This is a genomic window from Candidatus Woesearchaeota archaeon (assembly GCA_016188115.1).
Classification (GTDB): Archaea; Nanobdellota; Nanobdellia; order Woesearchaeales; family GW2011-AR9; genus JACPIK01.
The window spans coordinates 161,005-180,649 of sequence record JACPIK010000002.1 but is presented as its reverse complement, the minus strand read 5'-3'; the positions used below and the strand labels follow the sequence as shown (position 1 = coordinate 180,649).

Genomic DNA, 19,645 nt, shown 5'->3' with positions numbered 1-19,645 from the left:
GCCCAATCTTTTTATAGAAGCTTTCTAAATAGGATACAGAATGTTACCTTTTACGTATATCACCACACATGAGCAACTCAAAGCGGCTGCGAAAGAATGGGAAAATCTGTCTGAACTGGCACTTGATCTTGAATGTGAGAATAATCTACATCATTATGGCACTTATATCTCGTTGATTCAGCTTTCTACTGGCACGAAGCATTGGATTGTGGATGTGCTTTTAGTGGGCGATATCTCCCCACTGCTGGATGTATTTAGGAATAAAAACGTGCTTAAAGTCTTGCATGACATCAGTTTTGATGTGCGGATTTTGAACTCACAGTTTCGATGTCAACTCGAACCATTCTTTGACACGCAACTAGCCTGTTTCTTTTTAGGAAAAGAACAATGTGGATTGGGGTCATTGTTAGGAGAATATTTTGGAATTGAGAAAGATCGTAAGTATCAACGGGTGGATTGGACACGACGACCTTTAAAGGATGATATGTTGTCCTATGCAATTACTGATGCAGCGCATTTATTGGAGTTAAAGAGGCGATTGATTGCGGAATTAAAAGTAAAAGCAAGATTGGAATGGGTCGAACAAGAGTGCCGTTATCATGCTACTCAAGAATTAAATTATCAAGAACAAGAATATGATGATGTAAGTGGCGTCAAGCGTTTGCCACCGGTTAATCGTGCTGTGGCGCGTGTTCTTTTTGAAGAGAGAAAACGATTAGCGCAAAAGATGGATAGGCCCCCATTCATGATTTTCGCTAATGGAATACTTATTGAATTAGCGCAGAATCCTCAAACCACTGTCGAATTCTGGAGAAGTGTACGAGGGGTTCATCCCATGGTCCATACGGATGCGGAAATCTTTGCATCACGCGTGAAATTAGCTCTTGGTGAATGTTCTGCTAATACTGCGTGTGCTAAAACGGTTCGGTTAGCATTAACAGAAGAACAAAAACATCAAATTGATGTAATAACACAACGACGTAATTCGCTTGCAGAGAAACTGGGGATGAAAGCTTATTTATTGATTGGCACAGATGATATTCGAGAAGCTGTAGTGTCACAGTCTTTGGATCATGTGCGAGAGTGGCAACGAGAGTTGTTGAGGAAGGAGAAAGTTGTGGAGTTTTAGCGAGGGATTGGCAAAGGTCCAGTATATTTATCATTTAGATATTGTTCAAGATCTTTTCCTGTTCTTGCTGATTGTAAGAATTGAAACCATTTTGCAGCTTCCCATCCGAAGAGAGATGCATCGTAAAGACAGGGTTCTGAAGTAGGTAGAAAATCTATTTGATGTTGTCTGTGATTATATTTTCCCACGGTAATCTCTCCAACTGAGGGATATTGACCACGTATATCCCAGTTCATAGTGGTAACGAACATATCATCTAATTGAGACCCATTAAGAGAAACTACACCAAGGTGAGAAGGATCTTCAGGATCTATTTGATAAACAGGTTCGAGAATTTCTAATACGGGATCAAGATCGATAATTGACCCTCTACGCCCGCCTTCGGGAAAAACCCGGTATACTTTTGCTGCAGGTAACGCTGGTTCGTCAATTGACACACAATTATGAACACGTGCTTGATAGGGATTTTGAGCTAGTTTTGAGGTAATATGATCTAACGGATGAGTCATGACATGATAATAATACTAACTAGCTATAAATTTATCCCTCTAAAGTGATTACATTTATTAGTGATTACATTTATTGTAGGGGTCCGCGAAATCTTCTTAAATAACCATCTCACCAAGTAATTTATGGGTCATTTTATGCCTGATGAGCAACGAGCTCGTATTGAAACATTAATGTTTGATGGTTTAGGCGATAGCCTGCCTGAAAGACTTCTACGTACAGAGCTCGGACGCTATGTTGAGGAGTTTGGTCAAAATGATCCTGATGATGCTATTCGCAATTTTGCTCAATATCAACAGGAAGTCTATGTTGGGGGTAAGACGCCAGAGTTAGGAAGAATTATTGCCTGTCTTAATCCAACATTTATTGCTAAACCTCAAGCCATTCAACTTTCTCATCATGGCCAACGAGTCTGGACGACTGCATCGGTAAAGGAAAATGGATTTCGCATGCAATTACATGTCGGTCCCCACGAGGGGTTTACACATCCCAATATTACTGCTGTAACACGACAATTTACTCCCTATGATCTTCGTCTTTTTCCAGAATTGCATAATACTTTAGAACAGCTTCCTGTCATGATTGGTGATGCAGAACTTATCAATCGGCAACATACCCATCTTGCAGGTTTTAATCGCATCCAAGCTCGGCTCCCAGGAGCAACGTATTGGCCACGAAAAGGAAGCAAAGGGGTCGAAGATGCTCTTCTAGAACAGTATTTTTCTCAAGCAACAATGTTTGTTGATGGAAATCCTAAGTCTGATTTTGAGGTTACTCTTTCGTTTCATAGCCTATTTGCAATTGCGGATCCAGAAACTTGGAATGAATCAAGAGAAGCACAACTCGCATCATTAGAATCATTATCACACTTACCAAAAGATTATCGACGGGTTAGTCAACTGCTCGATAGGCTAGAGGAGTATCTTACTGATCACGCTCTTAACGCACGTGTGGTTGAACGGCAGCGGATTAGAGATAAAAGTACATTGCTTGCGTATGTTCGACGTGCTGAATCAGATAAACTTGAAGGAGTTTGTGTAGCACAACATCTTGAAGGTGATGAAACAGGATTATTTGCTAGAACTATCAAAATCAAAAATTATGAAACGGTGGATGCAGTAGTATTAGGAGTATATCTTCGAGAAAATGAAACTGAACTTCAAGAAGACACTCTTGCAGGAGCATTGCTAGGTCTCTATGATCCTACATTAGGACGATATGTTCCTGCTTTCAAAGTTAATCTTGATAGCGAAGGACGCCAGATTAAAAATGATGATCAAAGAACAAGATTAGATACTCTACGTGCAGAATTAATGGAACTATTGTCTTCACGAATTAGTCTAGAGGGTTCTCTGGTCAAATTAAAAGATGTATACCTTGAGCATGGACAACGGATACTTTCAGATGCATTGGGAGGACGTATTGCAGGATTTGATGTAGATACATTCTTTGATAGTTTGCCTCGTGGACAGGATTTACTCAAACTTTACGATACATACAAAAAAGAAAAGGCTGACTTTGATAGTGGTCAAAAAGGGACAAAAAAGTCAAGCGGTAAAACGGAGAGTTTTATTTACGAACATAGAGAATTATTTAGTTCTCTCTATCGATTTGAAGAACAAGATAGTACTAAGTTTGGGATTATTAAGAAGTATTTTGATAGGTGGTCAGATGTTAAAGATAAATCTGCTGCATTACCGAAGCCGACATTACTAGTCTCTACTGATGAACCTATTGTTTTGGAAGCTAAAGTCTTTGACTTAAAATATAATACCTGTTCATACGCAATCGGATTTGATCCAGAACGTGGAGAAAGCTTACATATCACAAATTGTTTTGCAGAACGAGTGCGACGTGACAAAAAATCAACAACTGATTTAGGAACAATTGCTCAGATTGCAGCAATGTATAGTGTATGAAGATAGATTATAGCACATTTTTTATAGATGTTTTATTCTTACAAATTTATGAATTTTTCTCACGAGCTCCTCATCTGGTACTCCCTCCACAAACGAGATCTTCCTTGGCGGCATAATCCCACACCCTACCAAGTGTTGGTCTCAGAAATCATGTTGCAGCAGACGCAAGTGCCACGCGTGATTGAGAAGTATAAAGAATTCTTAGGTTTGTTTCCCACACTCGAAGCACTAGCGAAAGCCTCTAAAGCAGAGGTGATTCAAGCTTGGAGTGGATTAGGATATAATCGACGTGCGTTATTGTTGCAGAAATTTGCGGTTGATGTGGTCAATAAGTATGAAAGAAATATTCCTCGCGTGCGTGAGGCGTTGATAAAATTACCAGGTATGGGACCATATACTACTGGTGCAGTGCTTTCGTTTGCATTTAATCAGGAAGAACCGGCGATTGATGTAAATGTGCGTCGTATTTTTTTACGTTACTTTGAAGGGAAAGATCAAGGAGAGCCACTAGATAAGACTGGTGAAAAGAAATTGTTTGATTTGGCTAAGAAGGAGATCCCTTTTGGAAAGAGTAGCATGTTTCACAATGCGTTGATGGATTTTGGTTCGTTAGTGTGTATGCGTAAGAATCCAGTGTGTTCATCTTGTCCGTTGCGTCAGGAGTGTAGGTTTTTTCCGTTGTACGAAAAAGATTCAGTAAAGGTGTTGCAAGTACGTGAAAAGAAAGTAGAGCAGGGCGTGTGGGAGATAGGTAAGTTTATTCCCAATCGGATTTTTCGTGGTCGAATTGTAGAATGGGTACGCAAAAACGAGGGACAGAAGATTGAAATTAACGAGTTGGGAAAGGCAGTAAAGAAAGATTATAAAAAAGAGGAAGAAGAGTGGTTGTTGATACTTTGTTCCAAGTTACAAAAAGAGGGATTGTTTCATTTTAGTCAAGAAAAAAATATGATTATATTTACGCTTTAGATATTTCCCTTCTCCACTGCCGACAAACATATAAATGGGTTCTGGCTGGAGGGTAGTATGGAGCCGTTTCATAAATTTCTGGATCATACAGCTGACGTCTTCTTTGTGGCAAAAGCAGAAACGTTGCCGCAACTCTTTGAACAGTGTGCTTTGGCGGTTGAGGAGACGATGGTTGATGTAGAGATGGTGCATCGTAAAACAAAAATTAAGATTGTAGGGGAAGATAAAACCGTAAGTAATTTACTCTATGATTTTTTGGATGATTTAGTGTTCTTTAAAGATTATCAACAATTAGTATTTAGCAAATTTGAGATCACCATTGAAGAAAAAGAGGGAAAATATAGTTTATTGTGTTGGGCGCATGGTGAAAAAATTGATCACACTCGCCATGATCCTAAAGTAGATATCAAAGCAATTACACGACATATGTTTGAAGTATTCAAGCAAGATAATTATTGGAAAGCCCAAGTGCTGGTGGATATTTAGAATTCTCTGTTTTTATTTTTCCCACATAATGTTTTTAAAATAGATATTATCTGACTCTTTTGATAGATGAGGAGGAAACCATGATTTCAATTGTTGCGTATGGTGGCAGAATGCCAATGTGTGGTGGGGAAGAGTTGTTAGAACGAGCAGCACAGATGGGTGTTATCAATCCTAGATTATCACTTTATATTCCTACCAGAACCACAAGTGGGTGGATGCATGCAAATCTTCCATGGGGTCAAGAACTTCAACCAGGTCAAGTGCTTGATAGTCATGGTAATGTGTATGATCTTAATGAAGTAAGAATGAAAGTTCTTCAACGTGATCTTGATAGATTTAATGATGCTTTACGAACCCCTTGGGAAAGATCGAGAGATGGCGTTCGGAACTTAATTGGTAGTTCTTCTTATGGTGAAACAAGATTAACTCCTGTAATGCCGGATCAGAAACTTCCTCTACGAGACACAGGTTATGATTTAGGAAGAGTAATTAATTTTTAAAACTAGGTTCTTTTTCTTCTTTCTCTTTAATTCTGACCATAAGTTATTTAATACATTGTTTCTTTAATATCCACATGCCTTCCGCAATCTTGATTCACAATCTAACCAAAAAGTATCCAAACAGTGTTGCCCTTCACGGTATCTCTCTTGACATTAAAGAGGGAGAATTCTTTGGGTTGCTTGGTCCTAATGGCGCGGGTAAAACTACGACTATTGGCATTCTTACTGGTCTGACTACTAAAACATCAGGAGATTGCCATCTATTTGGAAAGGATGTAGAAAAAGAATACAAAGAAGCACGTACCCTTATTGGTCTTGTACCCCAAGAATTTAATTTCGACATCTTTGAAAAAGTATACAATGTGCTTGATTTTAATGCAGGGTATTTTGGTATGCCTAAAGCAGAACGAGTAAAACGTATTGAGGAATTGTTGGTACAGTTAGATCTTAAAGACAAGCGAAATGCTCCAATGAGAACTCTTTCTGGCGGAATGAAACGCAAGGTCATGATTGCTCGAGCATTAATGCATAAACCACGAATTTTAATTTTAGATGAGCCTACGGCAGGCGTTGATATTGAAACGCGAAAAGCTTTGTGGGAATATTTGAAAAAGTTAAACAAACAGGGGACCACAATCTTACTTACAACACATTATCTTGAGGAAGCTGAAGAATTGTGTCAGCGTATTGCGATTATTAATCATGGTAAAATTATCAAATTAGATACAAAACAAAATTTGCTTAAAGAGCATGGCGAGAATGCAACGCTTGAAGAAGTGTTTCTTAAACATACGCGAGGTGGTCCGCAATGAATTTGATTCCATTTTGGACATTGGTGCGTAAAGAAGTAGTTCGCGTGCTGCGAATTTGGACACAATCAGTTATTCCTCCGATTCTTACTTCATCATTATTTATCGTTATTTTTGGAACTGCGGTGGGGTCGCATATGCCACCGATCCATGGCGTACCATATCTATCGTTTATTGTACCGGGCTTATTGATGATGGGCGTGATTATGAGCGCATATATGGCAACTTCATTTTCCTTGTTTATACAGAAATTTCATGGAAGTATTCAGGAATTATTGTTGTCCCCAATTTCATATTGGCAGATCATTGGAGGATTGACTATTGGTGCGCTTTTTCGCGCGTTGTTAGTAGGACTTGGAATTGGCATTGTAGGTTTATTGTTGACGCCAATTACAATCCATAGCGTCTTTGTTTTACTTTTCTTTATGATTATGACATCACTGCTCTTTGCTTTTGCAGGAATTGTTACTGCACTCTGGGCAAATAATTTTGATCAGATGAACGTCTTTTCCACATTTGTGATTACTCCTCTGACTTATTTAGGTGGTATTTTCTTTACAGTGGGAACATTAGGACAACCTTGGCAGACGTTGATGAAATTAAATCCCATCCTCTATATTGTTGACGGATTTCGCTATGGATTTTTAGGAGCCAGTGATATCCCCCTGGTTTATTCGATGTTGGTGACAACGGTTTTAGCTTTAGGATTCTTTGTTGTGAGTGTATATCTATTTAGAAAAGGGTATAAGATCAGAAGCTAAGAAGCTGAAAAGAGAAAATTGAAAAGTAATTTAAAGTTGAATTTATTCTGTAGATCATGCCAGAAACACTCTTCTCTCTTGCTGAACAGATCCGTCGTTGCACAGCATGCCCTCTCTGGAAAGGTCGAACTCTCGCGGTGCCAGGTGAAGGACCAAAAAATGCAAAGATCATGGTTATTGGTGGTGCTACTCATGAACAAGAGGATCGGGAGGGGTTGCCATTGGTGGGTAAGTCTGGAACGCTTTTGAAAAAAATGTTTGAAGAGATAGGTGTTGATTATTCTACACTCTTTATTACCAATAGTGTGAAATGTCATGTTGCGACGCCAAAAGCACCAACGCTTGCAGAATGTACAACCTGCAAGAAGTTATGGTTAGACCAGCAGATTACACTTTTGAATCCACAATTAATCATTCTTCTAGGCGAGGTTGCATTGCGTTCATGTCTTGGAAAGAAGAGCCTTGATGAAGTACACGGTACAACCATTGAACATAAATCAAGACAATATTTTGTGACCTATCATCCTGAAACGGCGTTACATTCTGTTTTGATTCAAGTAAAAATGAAAAGAGATTTTGTAAAATTGAAGAAGATAATGTTTAATGTTTAGAATGATTTTGAGGTTTATTACCACTGTTATTAAGATATAGAAACATTAATGCAACAGGAAGAACATAGTTTTTTGATGATGACAAACCTTGACGTGAGCCTTGAGAAAAAGGTAATTCTGCAGGGTCGGTAGGGATTAAAGAGTCAAGAGAAAGACCATTCATTCTTGTGAGTGGATGATTAAGGGGTGTTGCTCCAATTCTTCCATACGAGGGTGCAGTTGGTACATTTGATAAAGCATTAGAGGGGAGGGCTAGGGGATTATATCCAGAGCCCATTACAGCAGATCCATTATATCGCGGTTGGATTGAAATGATATAGAGCTGATTGCCAAATTGTAAATCAGAATTACTTCCGGGAAGTCCATCGCCGGTGATAGGGTTATGTAGTGTGTATGTCATAGTGTGACAGTGTGATGATTTATACTAGTATGAAGATCTTAGAAGATATAACTCTTTGGGAAAATGTGAGACAAAAATGTCAGATTGGTTTATTCTATTAAGTTATCGATGTCTCTGGGAATAGAGAACTTTAGACTATATTGTTTCATGTTTACAGTATCCAAAACACCCAAGCTTAAAAGATTAGCTTATTTTCATTGGAAAATAGGTATTGATTGGTCTAAAGATACCCAGTGAGTTGTTAAATTTGGCATTACTCAAATAATGATTATTTCTTTACCTTGAATTTTCTTTCTTTTCATTTAGACATTTAACACACGATGCTTTAGAGTAATCTATGATCATCCCTATCTGGTTGAAAGTTATGCTAGTTTTTATCTCATTTTCAGTAAAATCCTGATTACAAATAGTACATGCTGTCTCCATAAATAATACCTCTCTCAATCATTAAATCTTCCTATGTTTAAACAGAGTAAGAGTTCTAATTTTGCTTTTAAATCTTTATAGCAAATAGTATACATGTTAAATTCGCAGACTACTAATATTGGGGTAAATCACAATTTCCCAACCTATATTCTCCACAAGCGTAAAAACTATCTTCTTCAGAATATATTTTCTACAAGCGTAAAAAACGAGGGAGATGTATATATCCCAGAAAAGAAGTAGCGGGGGAAGGATTTGAACCTCCGACCTATGGGTTTCTTGAGCCCTGCGTTCAAAATTACGAACGCGAATGAGTATATGAGCCCATCGGGAACTCCTGACTCCCCTACCCCGCTATACTATTGCAAGAAGGAGTTTCTTTTAAAAAGGTTCTGTTTTCTTTGGGTTAAATGCGAAGCACTACTCTTCGCTGTTTTCTTCTGCTTTTTGCAAAATTCGTAGAATTGATTGATGGCATTCTCCATTAGAGAGAACGATGGGTAAGAGATAGTCAAGAATACAAGGATTTAATGGTATAGGAGAGCCATTTGAAAGAGTTGCTTTTCCTCCTGCTTCTTCTAAGATTAAGAGAGGAGCGCAAACATCCCATATTTTTACACTCTTTTTTTTATAGAGAACAATATCATATATACCACTAGCAATAAGTCCAATTTTAAGACCGAAACTTCCTCGAATGTCCAAATTACCAAAATGAAATAGATCATAGAGAGCTTTTGCGTCAGGGTCAGTTTTAATTCGCGAACTTGCAACGGCACGACATTCTCGAATTAATTTTCGACTTGAAACATGAATCTGTTGGTCGTTGCAATATGCTCCTCTGCCCGAAACAGCATGGAACAGTTTGTCTTGTCGAGGGAGATAGACAACACCCACTAGAACTTTCCCCTCTTTGAGAAGACCAATTTGAACTGCAAAATCATCAGTTTTTTTGACAAAGTCTCGACTTCCATCAAGAGGATCTATTATCCAAACATAAGCTCCTTGGGGTATTGTGGGAGGTTTGGTTTCTTCACAGATAAAAAAATGGTGAGGGAATTGTTCTTTGAGTTTTGAAACAATAAGACGTTCTGTTTTGGTGTCGACTTCAGTTACAATATTATCTTTTTCGTTATTTTTAATCTTTACTTGATATTCACGGTTATAATAAGACAAAATGAGTTCTCCTGCTTGCTTAGCAACCTGTTGCGCAGCTTTAAGAAAGAGTTCAAAATTATGTTCGGTATTAGGGATCATACTTTTTTGAGAGACGATTTTGATAGGATATGAGCAAAAGTGAGATATAAATCATTCTTCTTATGCTTTTCGTTAGTAGAGTTAGTTGATGAGCAAATACGATTTTGTTGAAAACTTACCTTTTCGGGTAGGTAGCGGCTGTCGAGCATTCGGCTGTTTTTTCTTGTGAAAATGACATTCCCCGTATGGGGCACCCCCCATGTCGTCTTTAATGTTAGAAAGAAGAAGCTCGACCCTCAATGCCGCTACCAAACTTTTCAACAAAGCTAGAAAATACCTAAAGAAAAAGGTTTATATAGCTGGAAAACGAATAGATTTTTATGAAAGAAGGTGGTAAAGAGACTCATTTTAAAAGTTCTCGAAAAGTTCTTTTGGCGGTTGTTGTATTGTTAGTATTTACTCTTTTGTTTATCATCCCTCTTGCGTTTGTAGCTCTTGATTCAGTACCTACTGGAAATGTAGCGTTGATTCCAATTGAAGGCGTCATATCTACGCAGCAGGGAAGTTATTTTGGAGAAAGTTTTGCTTCTTCAACACAAATTATTGACTTTCTAGAGCAAGCGGAACAAGATTCCTCAATTAAAGCGATTGTTCTGGAGATTAACTCACCTGGAGGATCAGCAGTTGCGTCTGATGAAGTAAGCGCGAAAATTAAGAGCATTGAAAAACCAGTTATTAGCGTTATTCGAGAAGTCGGGGCGTCAGGAGGATACTGGATTGCCTCATCTACGGATTATATCATTGCTAACCGAATGTCAATTACCGGAAGCATAGGAGTTATTTCGTCTTACTTAGAATTTGATGGGTTAATGGAGAAATATGGTGTTGAATACCAACGTCTTGTCGCGGGAAAATATAAAGATTTGGGAACTCCTTATCGAGAACTAAATCCACAAGAGGAACATATCTTGCAGAATAAGTTGGATGTAATCCATCGTTTTTTCATTGAGGAAGTTGCGCAAAATAGGCACCTATCTTACGAACAAACAGAGCAACTGGCAACAGGAGAATTTTTCTTAGGCATTGAAGCAAAGCAGAATGGGTTGATTGATGAATTAGGAAATAGAGATTCTGCTAAAGTACATCTAGAACAAACCTATGGGTTAGAGAACGTAGAATTTTTAGTGTATCAACGTCAGCCTGGATTTCTGGAAATACTCACTACTGCTTTGATGCCATTCTCATTTCATCTTGGAGAGGGAATTGGTTCTGCGCTTATTCAAACACCTTCACAGACACAGATCCAAGTATAATCCAGTCCAAATGTTTTTCACACTAGTAGCCTAAGAAAATATTAAAAGAGACCAAGATGAAAGTAAATATTTTGAAAAAAACGACTATATTTATACTGAGTATAATCGCTGTGTGTATTTCTCTTACAGTAGTTTTCTCTGCAGATGTTGAAAAAGTAAGCGAAGAGGTTGTCGATGCTGTTCAAGAAGAAGGAAGCGCACGCGTAATTATTATTCTCAAAGATCAATCACAGCGTAATGTTGAGCAAGAACAACAAGAGATATTAGATGATTTGGAAGAGCTTGTAGAAGTACAACAAAGTGACGTAGAGGAAAATGGAGATCTTGTAGATATTAATAGTAAAAGCGATCGTGTTGAGAGCTTAGAGCAAGAAGAATTGTTAGTTTCGCAAGATACACTTCAAGTTGGAAATGACTTTTTGCTTACCAACGAATATGAGACCATTTCCGCACTAAGTGCCGTGGTTACGCAAGATGCGATTGATGCGTTGGAAGAAAATTCTCTTGTCCAACAAGTAATTATTGATGAAAAAGTGTCTCTGTTTTTGAATGCCAGTGGACCATTGATTGGAGCTGGGCTCGTTCAAAATCTAACATACCTTGGATTAGGGATAAATGGATCTGGACAAACAGCCTGCGTTATTGATTCGGGAATTGATTATCGACACAACGCATTTGGCGCTTGCTCACCAATGACATATACTACTTCTGGTGTGCAAGAAAATTTGTCAACGGCAATTGAGTCGGCACATCCTTATGCTAACAATGCCAATGTAACATTTACGATTTATCGGGAAAATTATACTTCCATGGCAATTCATTTTGTAAATATTAGCCTTGAAGCGCCAAATAGCTCTGCTGATGCATCTGATCGGGTGTTTGTGTATGATGGACAAAATCGTACTGTTGCAGTATACAAAGGAAATTTGAGTAATATCTGGACCCCACATGTGAGTGGAGGAATGATGAGCATACAACTCGTTACAGATAGTTCGATTACCAATTACGGTTTCTATGTTGATGCGATAATTAATGGCACTACGAACACCACTGCTAATTGGAGTACATGCGCAGGCATTGCAGGGGGATTTGATTTTGTAAATAATGACGCTGACCCAATGGATGATAATGGTCACGGAACACACGTGTCTGGAACTATTGTTTCACGCAATGAGACCTATCGGGGAATTGCTCCTGCTGCAAAAGTTGTCGCGATGAAATCCATGGATTCGAGTGGAAGCGGATATTTTAGTGATATTGATGCTGCGATTGAATGGTGTATTCAAAACAAAAATGTGTACAATATTTCGGTGATTAGCATGAGCTTGGGAACGACAAGTTACCATTCAAATTCCGCATGTGATTCTTCGTATCCTACTACTGCGGCGATGGTCAATAGTGCGGTTGGTGAAGGTATAATGGTTGTTGCTGCGTCGGGAAATGAAGCAACGATTAGCGGTCTCTCTTCGCCTGCGTGTATCACAAATGTAACAGCTATAGGCGCAACGACAAAGGCAGATGCCGTGGCGAGTTATAGTAACAGCGGTACACGATTAGGATTGCTTGCGCCTGGAGGAATATCTGGCGGAGCTTCAGCGTGCACGAACGGTGATAAAATTTGCGCACCTTATTTAGATAATACCTTTTCTGCTCTTGCCGGCACGTCTATGGCAACGCCTCATGTCGCAGGCGCAGCATTATTGATGGCTAACTATTGGAGCACGGTTCATAGTAGAACTATTACCCCCACAGAGATGTATTTGACATTAAATCAAACTGGAATCAGAATAAACGATACTCGAAATAATCTTACGTTTAGTAGGATTAATGTTTCTGGTGCGATAAGTCCAATTCTTACGTTTATATCACCAACACCCGCAAATAATTCTGTAGTAAATAATACGTTCACGTTAAATGTAAGCTCTTCGCAGCCTTTGTCAAATGCGACAGCAGAACTTATTTTTACCAATGGATCCACCCTGTACCATCTGTTAACTCAAAATAATGCAACACTTTTTTCTTTAGTGGTTACGCCTTTAGTAAATACGAGTTATCTTTATCGTGTCAGCGGCAACGTGAGTGGATTAGTGACAGGATATACCCTGCAGCGAAATGTGAGTGTGGGAATTAATTCAAGTCAACCTACCGTTACAATTTCAAGCCCAAATAATGGCACGGTAGCAGAGTTAGGACAGGTATTGTCTTTTTTAGGAACGACAACAGGGTTTGAGAGTAATGTGTTAAATTATACTTGGAATTTTACAAATCATGGACTTAATTTTTCTACACAAAATGTATCGTTGGAGTTATATAAAGCAGGTAACGAAACTATTATTTTTAATGCAACTGGCGCAGGACAGGGAAATATTACTTCGCATACTATTTTTGTGAATGATACTAAATCCCCAACAGTTCTTTCTCAAACATTTAATTCACAGGTTCACATCCAGCGTGATGGATACCAATGGATCAATGTTTCAGTACTAGATTATTCTAACATATCTAATATGAGTTTGGTGATTGGATCGAGTACACTTAACAATACGTGTAGTGGAAATAGTTCTTCGCAGAGTTGCGTGTGGTTTTTGAATAATTTTTCTACGGGAACGTATGAATTTACGTTGACCACATCAGATAATTTTAGTATACGCCATGATAATGCGACGTCTCTTTCATTTACAGTTACATCGTGTAGCGACAGTTCCAAAAACGGTAATGAAGCTGGTGTTGATTGTGGCGGTTCTTGTACTGCAAGTTGTCCTACTACTTCGTCTTCAAGTGGAAGTTCTGGCGGAGGGGGAGGAGGAGGAGGAGGTGGCGGAGGGGGCATAGCTCCTGCCAAGAAAGCAGCGACGACCACCCCGGCAGAGCCTGCAAAAGTGGAAGGTGAAAGACTACAGAAAGCAAAGTCAAATGACAACGGAAAACAGAGTGTTGTAGCGGGTGAGAAAAAAGTTGGCGAGAATATTGCGGGTGCAGACCAACACAAGGAAGTTGGTCAAGATTCAAATCGTAATCGCTTGCCATTCGTCGGTGCGGCAATTAATGTGTATAGAGATCTGAGTTCATCTACAAAAGAGGCAGTGTTAGTGGTTTTTGTGTTGGTTATTGCTGGGTGTTTCTTTGGGATTGGCAGAAATAGTTTGAGAAAAAGAAGAATAGATCAAAAATAGAGAAATAAGTGTGACCTGTATAATCTAGACTACTCCCAAACATTTAAATAGCATTTTTGTCTTTATTCTCCTAAAAAGAGCAGAATTAGTATTATTAGTATTGATTGTACTATCAAAAAAAGAGCTGGTGAGATGAAGTACGAAATTTATTGGGACAGAGTAGCTATTCTTGTAGGTTTTGTTGCACTTGGCGGTCTGTTTGGATGGGGATTTTTTTTTAATGGTGAGTTAACTGAGTTTGGTGATTCTAACCTTGTAGGGTATGTGATTCTGGAACAAGGTGTTCGTGTGAGCACTGAAAAAATGGATGCAGCGTTGGTTCAAGAAATCCAAAATGGAGAAACCCAACCAAGAGTCATTGTTGTTTTAGAAGAGCCAGGATTTCAGGAACAAGAAGAATTTTTGGAGAATTTGGCAGAAGAAGTTGATATTCTTGATGTTTCACATACTGAAGTATCACCAGAGGTTGTAGAACAACACCATCAGGAAGAATTGAGCAGAGAAAGTGACAACGCAGCCGAGTTTATTGTAACACAGAAAAGTGAAGCACAAGCGTTTATTGCAGGTGAAATAAAAGATCCAATAACACTGGTAGAACTTACTAAAAGTGAGAATGTTGCCAAAATAGTATTAGATTATCCTGTTGAATTAACTCTTGATGAATCAGCGCCAATGATTGGAATAAACACATTGTTAAATTTTTCAACCAATCTCACACGACATGGTGAAATGAGAAGTGTATGTGTTATTGATACTGGTATTGATTATACGCATGCAGCATTGGGGAGTTGTAGTCCCGTCGCTTATCAGCTTGATGGAAACACCGTTAACGGATCTGGAATTATTGAGTCTGAACATCCTTACAATGATTCACTCGAGAAGGTATGGCAAGTAACGATGCCTGGTTTTGATCGGATTGCAATTCATTTTTCCAATATCACCCTTGAGCCTATTGAAAATGGTGTTGATACATTAGATCGAATTTATGTGTATGATGGACTAAATCAAACTGTTGCAATCTATAAATCAACAGCGCGCGATATCTGGACACCAAGTGTTGAGGGGGATACAATATATGTGAAGTTAATAAGTGATAGTTCAGTTACGGGATATGGATTCTATGTAGATCAAGCAATTAATGGGACAACGCAAACAACGATGAATTGGAGTAATTGTTCTCTCGTACGGGGCGGATGGGACACGTTTAATAATGATGTTAATCCTATCGATGATCATGGTCACGGCACACATGTAGCAGGAATTATCGCGTCGCAAGATGCCACCTATAAAGGGATTTCGCCTTATAGTTCTTTGGTTGCGGTGAAAGCATTGGATAGCCAAGGATCAGGATATGCGTCTGATGTGCTTGCGGGATTAGAGTGGTGCACCAGTAATGCACAGAGATATAACATTAGCGCGATTAGTATGAGTTTGGGATGCGGTGGACAAAGTTGTGTTCATTATCAAACATATTGCAATAATGACGTATTAGCATCTTCAATTAACAAAGCGGTGGGGAGAAATATTTCTGTATTTATTGCTGCAGGCAATAATGGGTGGAGTGATGGGATTTCAAATCCTAGTTGTATTCAAAATGTAACGCCAGTAGGTGGTGTTAATGCAAATAATGAAATGGTGTTTAACCGAGGAACGATTCTTGATGTTGTTGCTCCCGCAACTCAAATTATGTCGACTTCTCTTAATGGAGCATGGGCATCATTGAGTGGAACGTCAATGGCTACCCCTCATGCTGCGGCAGTGAGTGTTGTGTTACGCGACTTTTATCAAAAAGCATACGGCATTACACTTCTCCCCGATCAACTGGAGGCTCTTCTTGCAACGAAAGGGAAGAGTATTATTGATAGCGCATCATCACGCACATATCATCGATTAGATGTTCGCAACGCGACAAAGCCAACAGTAGAATGGATCTCGCCAAGTCCAGTTAACTCATCTACATTAGTATCATCATCGGTAATATTTAATGTGAGCAGCGATGTGCCATTTGCTGTGGTAACTTTAGAACAGCTTTCATTAAATCAAAGTTACCCAAATATGACTTACAATAGCACAGGAAATAATAATACCCATTATTGGTATAGTTTTACATTAACCAATATTTCTGAAGGGTTGAGACAGTTTCATTTCTATGGAATAGATTTACTTAATCAAACTAGCATAAGCGAACAGCGCGAGGTTTGGGTTAATTTATCGATCATTCCTCTCGTTGTTCACGTACCTGAAAATAATAGTTATCACCGTCAGAATGTGTCTTTGGAGATTAATGTTACAGATGTAGCAGACTTAAAGTATTATGTGTTTAATCAGTCAAGAAATATTGTGTTGAATTATACTAATGGATCTATGGCTAGGGGAATGCTACGAACATCATTTGGCCCATTAGGAGAGGGAAATTATACTTTGCTAATTAATGCAAGTGATAGTGAAGGTAATCAAATAGGATTAGATGAAAAAACATTCAAAGTCGATACTATGCTCCCTCAAATTACGGTTACATCACTGCTTACTGCTAATAAAAATAATGCGTTTAGTGTTACATTTGTGGTGAACGAAACTAATCTGAATACGAGTTCTTTACGTTTCCATACTAATATAACAGGGAATTGGAGCAATAACACTGTTATAGAAGCACAGGGATATACGTTTAATGCGTCCCAATTGCAACAAGAGAAAAGAGTGTATTATGAAATTTTCGCGACTGATTTAGCAAAGAATAGTAATTCCACTGGGTTGCTTTATGTTGATGTTGTTAGCCCTGCTTCTTTAATACTATCTCCTGCAAATGCCACGGTCATTGAGCTTGGAAGTCTTCTTAGTTATAGTTCGCAGGTTAATCTTACTGGAAATTATACCACTACCTGGTCTTTTGGTGAGGGGATAATTTCTGCGAATGGAAGCGGATCATATGAGTATCAAAAGACAGGGAGATATGATTTACTTTTGAATGCATCGAATGGTTCAACCTCGTTGAGTGATCGCCGAGTGGTAATTGTAAATGATACCACTCATCCTACTTTAGGAGAGACAAAGTATCTTGCCGAAGTTCATTTGCAGCGGGATGTTGTTCAACTTATAGAAGTGAATGCAAGGGATAATTCAGGAATCTCTACGATTTCGTTTGCTCTTGATGGAAATTTGCAAAATGGCGCCGGATGCAGTACTTTAAATAAAGCGATGAGTTGCACATTGCAGCTCTCTGATTTACGTAGCGGAGCTCATGTTCTTAACATTAGTGTTGTTGATAATGCTGTAGTGCCACATACTCTAACTTCATCCTATTCATTTAATGTGATTTCATGTACTGACACAATTCAAAATGGGAATGAAGCTGGTGTTGATTGCGGAGGATCTTGTTCAAACTCATGCGTTTCTTTAGAGGCACAAAAATCAGATCAAGCGCAACCTACTCTTACGGCAACCAATGACGCTGCTGCTGCTACGCCAACAACACAAACACAGGCACGACCAGTGAATTGGACTGGCGATTTGAAAGAGGAAAATCTAAGTTCAAAACAGATCGTATTGATGATCGTATGGGGAGTTATTGCAATTTTAAGTTTAGTCTATGCGATTTTTGTGAGACGAAAATAAGATTTATCAAGAACAATAATCTTTATAATCTGATTTCTAACGTGGGAACTATGACGTTAGATTCACGTTTACTTTCTGTCGTTCCACATGCAGTGTATGTCGCATTGCCCACATTTCCCCGTGAGATTGATGCAAGCTTAAAAGGATATGTCCTGTTAGGAAGGTTTCAAGAACCAACCCCAAACGAGGTTGTGGAATATGTAGCCAATCATGTTGATGAAGTTCTGGGAAATTCTGAAGAATTATATGGCAGAGGAGAATTACAAGAGAGATTTCCAGAGTTATTAAAAGAGTATATTCGAGATCGAAATGAAACCGTACATGATGTCATGTTACGTGTTGCAGAAAGTATTGGATGTCAAGATGCTAGTGTTTCACGTAATTATATCGAAGTTCGATTTGGGCTTTTGCCCAATGCAGATACAAAAACCATCCGAGGTACTGATCCTATTAAGATAGAGGCATACGAAACACTATTTGAAAATACAGAGTTATCTTTACGTGATCTTGGACAACAATGGAATTGTGTACTGTTGTGCACGGATAGGTGGGAACTGCCAGATTATACCGAATTAGAGACACTTATTCGTCATGGTGTTCGAGCTTCAGACACTTTAACTTTTTCTACATATGAAGCAGCAGAAGGTCTTCCTCAAGATGAAGTTAGCGCAGCTCTTGCATTACTTTATCAACAAGGATATCCTATACATTTAATCCCCCAGAGACAAACCGAAACGATTCATAGATATGCCATTGATTTGATAGGCGTAATGAGTCACGATGCAGAGGAGATAATAAGACAGGTTGAACGGAATACGCCCACTCCTAAACCAAGAGGATGGCAACCACGCCTTGCTTAGAATTGATTTTAAGAGCTGTTCGACGATTATAGAATTAGAAGGTGATTAATCGAGAACGTATCAAAAAAATAGAAATCGTTAAAAAGTTCCCCGGAAAAGGAAGTATGCAAATATTATATGAGGAGAAGATTATATGAAACCGTTCTGGTGGCAGCTAATAGTTGGTGTACTTGCGCTTGTTGTTTTTGGTATTCTTGGGTTACTAGGTGGACTCTTGGTGTATCCGTTGGGATTTACACTTCCGTTTGAAAATCTCGGTATGGGATACGAGGGATGGGCAATGTTAGGTTCTTTTATTGGTGTTACGTTAGGTGTCTTTCTTGCAGTCTGGGGCGTTGGACGAATGTGTAAAGTTAAGAAGAGATTAGGACGAACTGTTCTGGGTGTTCTTTTGGGATTAGTGTTAGAGATTTTATTGTATGATTATTCCATGCATCCATTCCTCTTTGTTGTGATTCTGTTGTTTCCACTCGCCGGAGGGCTGATGGGGTTTTATTTTAAGGAATTAAAAGAAGTGATTCTGGAATAGAGCTTTGTCCTAAAAGTGGTTAGCAGCATCAGGTCGAATCCTAAGCGATGAACTAATAGGTGCGTTATCAGGGGTTGCTCCATACGGGAAGATAGCACCATCAGAGACCACACAACGAAGGATTCGAAGCTGCTAACCCGAACGAAAGTGAGATTTAGGACAAAGCTGTGGAATAGAGTAAGTTTTATAAACCGCTTCTGGATTTTTGAGACTGTTGCACCGGTCGTATAGCGGTTAGTATGTTGGCCTTCCATATTCCCCTTCGAGGGTATAGGGGCACACTGCTCTTATGAAGAGAGCCGATGACCGGGGTTCGAACAACCTTTTGGAAAAGCTTGACCAAAACCGTTAAGCCAAAAGGTACGAAAGTCCCCGCCGGTGCACTTTATTTCTATACCCTGCTAATCCATAACATTTTTAAAAAAGACATCCAGTGTAACTCTGCCAAAA

At 38.9% G+C, this 19,645-nt stretch carries 16 protein-coding genes and 2 tRNA genes; 14 read left to right on the top strand and 4 right to left on the bottom strand.

The window, feature by feature from the left end:
- The first annotated feature begins 40 nt into the window (after nt 1-40).
- Entirely contained in the window at nt 41-1,129 is a 1,089-nt protein-coding gene (locus HYV86_00995) for a ribonuclease D (protein MBI2572411.1), read from the top strand.
- On the opposite strand, the gene HYV86_00990 is transcribed toward HYV86_00995, so the two are convergent.
- A complete protein-coding gene (locus tag HYV86_00990; GenBank protein ID MBI2572410.1) occupies nt 1,126-1,638 on the bottom strand; it encodes a hypothetical protein in 513 nt (170 codons plus the stop codon). The genes HYV86_00995 and HYV86_00990 overlap by 4 nt on opposite strands.
- Before the next feature lie 123 nt (nt 1,639-1,761).
- Between HYV86_00990 and HYV86_00985 the strand changes: the two genes are divergently transcribed.
- The 7 genes from HYV86_00985 (at nt 1,762) to HYV86_00955 (ending at nt 7,691) form a co-directional block, all read left to right on the top strand.
- The gene (locus tag HYV86_00985) at nt 1,762-3,555 is read left to right on the top strand and encodes a hypothetical protein (protein MBI2572409.1); all 1,794 of its coding nucleotides are present in this window, start codon (nt 1,762-1,764) and stop codon (nt 3,553-3,555) included.
- Nucleotides 3,556-3,603: 48 nt separating this feature from the next.
- A complete protein-coding gene (locus HYV86_00980; protein ID MBI2572408.1) occupies nt 3,604-4,524 on the top strand; it encodes an A/G-specific adenine glycosylase in 921 nt (306 codons plus the stop codon).
- Nucleotides 4,525-4,581: 57 nt separating this feature from the next.
- A complete protein-coding gene (locus HYV86_00975) occupies nt 4,582-5,010 on the top strand; it encodes an archease (GenBank protein ID MBI2572407.1) in 429 nt (142 codons plus the stop codon).
- A gap of 80 nt (nt 5,011-5,090) precedes the next feature.
- Nucleotides 5,091-5,510 (top strand): hypothetical protein, encoded by a 420-nt coding sequence (locus HYV86_00970; GenBank protein MBI2572406.1) that lies wholly within the window; start codon nt 5,091-5,093, stop codon nt 5,508-5,510.
- Nucleotides 5,511-5,584: 74 nt separating this feature from the next.
- A complete protein-coding gene (locus tag HYV86_00965) occupies nt 5,585-6,322 on the top strand; it encodes an ABC transporter ATP-binding protein (protein ID MBI2572405.1) in 738 nt (245 codons plus the stop codon).
- On the top strand, nt 6,319-7,080 hold the full coding sequence (locus tag HYV86_00960; protein ID MBI2572404.1) for an ABC transporter permease: 762 nt from the start codon (nt 6,319-6,321) through the stop codon (nt 7,078-7,080). The genes HYV86_00965 and HYV86_00960 overlap by 4 nt, the downstream gene beginning before the upstream one ends.
- A 56-nt stretch (nt 7,081-7,136) precedes the next feature.
- Nucleotides 7,137-7,691 carry a uracil-DNA glycosylase gene (locus HYV86_00955; protein MBI2572403.1) on the top strand — a complete coding sequence of 185 codons (555 nt, stop codon included), beginning with the start codon at nt 7,137-7,139 and terminating at the stop codon, nt 7,689-7,691.
- On the opposite strand, the gene HYV86_00950 is transcribed toward HYV86_00955, so the two are convergent.
- From HYV86_00950 to HYV86_00940, 3 genes are all read right to left on the bottom strand, one after another.
- The gene (locus HYV86_00950; protein MBI2572402.1) at nt 7,681-8,091 is read right to left on the bottom strand and encodes a hypothetical protein; all 411 of its coding nucleotides are present in this window, start codon (nt 8,089-8,091) and stop codon (nt 7,681-7,683) included. The two genes, HYV86_00955 and HYV86_00950, sit on opposite strands and share 11 nt — an antisense overlap.
- A 663-nt stretch (nt 8,092-8,754) precedes the next feature.
- Nucleotides 8,755-8,870: transfer RNA gene (locus HYV86_00945), tRNA-Met, on the bottom strand.
- Nucleotides 8,871-8,934: 64 nt separating this feature from the next.
- Nucleotides 8,935-9,768, bottom strand: a complete 834-nt coding sequence (locus HYV86_00940) for a hypothetical protein (GenBank protein ID MBI2572401.1) — start codon at nt 9,766-9,768, stop codon at nt 8,935-8,937.
- A gap of 320 nt (nt 9,769-10,088) precedes the next feature.
- On the opposite strand from HYV86_00940, the gene sppA reads away from it, so the two are divergent.
- From sppA to HYV86_00910, 6 genes are all read left to right on the top strand, one after another.
- Complete coding sequence (gene sppA, locus HYV86_00935; protein MBI2572400.1) at nt 10,089-11,021, top strand: signal peptide peptidase SppA; 933 nt, start codon at nt 10,089-10,091, stop codon at nt 11,019-11,021.
- A 56-nt stretch (nt 11,022-11,077) separates the two neighbouring features.
- Nucleotides 11,078-14,194, top strand: coding sequence for a S8 family serine peptidase (locus tag HYV86_00930; protein ID MBI2572399.1), 3,117 nt, complete (start codon nt 11,078-11,080; stop codon nt 14,192-14,194).
- 132 nt (nt 14,195-14,326) lie between these two features.
- The gene (locus HYV86_00925; GenBank protein ID MBI2572398.1) at nt 14,327-17,806 is read left to right on the top strand and encodes a S8 family serine peptidase; all 3,480 of its coding nucleotides are present in this window, start codon (nt 14,327-14,329) and stop codon (nt 17,804-17,806) included.
- A gap of 50 nt (nt 17,807-17,856) precedes the next feature.
- A complete protein-coding gene (locus HYV86_00920) occupies nt 17,857-18,666 on the top strand; it encodes a hypothetical protein (GenBank protein ID MBI2572397.1) in 810 nt (269 codons plus the stop codon).
- Between the two features lie 133 nt (nt 18,667-18,799).
- A complete protein-coding gene (locus tag HYV86_00915) occupies nt 18,800-19,195 on the top strand; it encodes a hypothetical protein (GenBank protein ID MBI2572396.1) in 396 nt (131 codons plus the stop codon).
- A 216-nt stretch (nt 19,196-19,411) separates the two neighbouring features.
- A tRNA-Gly gene (locus HYV86_00910) sits at nt 19,412-19,578 on the top strand.
- Nucleotides 19,579-19,645 lie beyond the last annotated feature (67 nt).